Here is a 1,091-nt window from a genome sequence, read left to right as displayed (position 1 = left end):
GCGGATGGAGCTATTGGAAGTCGCAGATACCAGGTGGCTGCAACTGTTTATTAAAAACACAGCACTGTGCAAAATCGTAAGATGACGTATACGGTGTGACGCCTGCCCGGTGCCGGAAGGTTAATTGATGGGGTTAGACTTAGGTCGAAGCTCTTGATCGAAGCCCCGGTAAACGGCGGCCGTAACTATAACGGTCCTAAGGTAGCGAAATTCCTTGTCGGGTAAGTTCCGACCTGCACGAATGGCGTAATGATGGCCACGCTGTCTCCACCCGAGACTCAGTGAAATTGAAATCGCTGTGAAGATGCAGTGTACCCGCGGCTAGACGGAAAGACCCCGTGAACCTTTACTACAGCTTGGCACTGAACATTGAGCCTACATGTGTAGGATAGGTGGGAGGCTTTGAAGTAATCACGCCAGTGGTTATGGAGCCATCCTTGAAATACCACCCTTGTATGTTTGATGTTCTAACTTGGCCCCATTATCTGGGGTAAGGACAGTGCCTGGTGGGTAGTTTGACTGGGGCGGTCTCCTCCCAAAGAGTAACGGAGGAGCACGAAGGTGGGCTAATCACGGTTGGACATCGTGAGGTTAGTGCAATGGCATAAGCCCGCTTGACTGCGAGAATGACAATTCGAGCAGGTGCGAAAGCAGGTCATAGTGATCCGGTGGTTCTGAATGGAAGGGCCATCGCTCAACGGATAAAAGGTACTCCGGGGATAACAGGCTGATACCGCCCAAGAGTTCATATCGACGGCGGTGTTTGGCACCTCGATGTCGGCTCATCACATCCTGGGGCTGAAGTCGGTCCCAAGGGTATGGCTGTTCGCCATTTAAAGTGGTACGCGAGCTGGGTTTAGAACGTCGTGAGACAGTTCGGTCCCTATCTGCCGTGGGCGTTGGAGAATTGAAGGGGGCTGCTCCTAGTACGAGAGGACCGGAGTGGACGAACCTCTGGTGTTCGGGTTGTGTCGCCAGACGCATTGCCCGGTAGCTAAGTTCGGAATCGATAACCGCTGAAAGCATCTAAGCGGGAAGCGAGCCCTGAGATGAGTTCTCCCTGGCACTTTAAGTGTCCTAAAGGGTTGTTC

1 rRNA gene is annotated in these 1,091 nt (G+C 52.8%); it reads left to right on the top strand.

The features are described 5' to 3' along the window. A 23S ribosomal RNA gene (locus tag BLS03_RS25320) occupies positions 1-1,091 on the top strand; the annotation flags it as partial.

It is taken from the genome of Vibrio xiamenensis (assembly GCF_900100015.1).
Classification (GTDB): domain Bacteria; phylum Pseudomonadota; class Gammaproteobacteria; order Enterobacterales; family Vibrionaceae; genus Vibrio; species Vibrio xiamenensis.
This window is presented reverse-complemented; position numbering and strand designations above follow the sequence as displayed.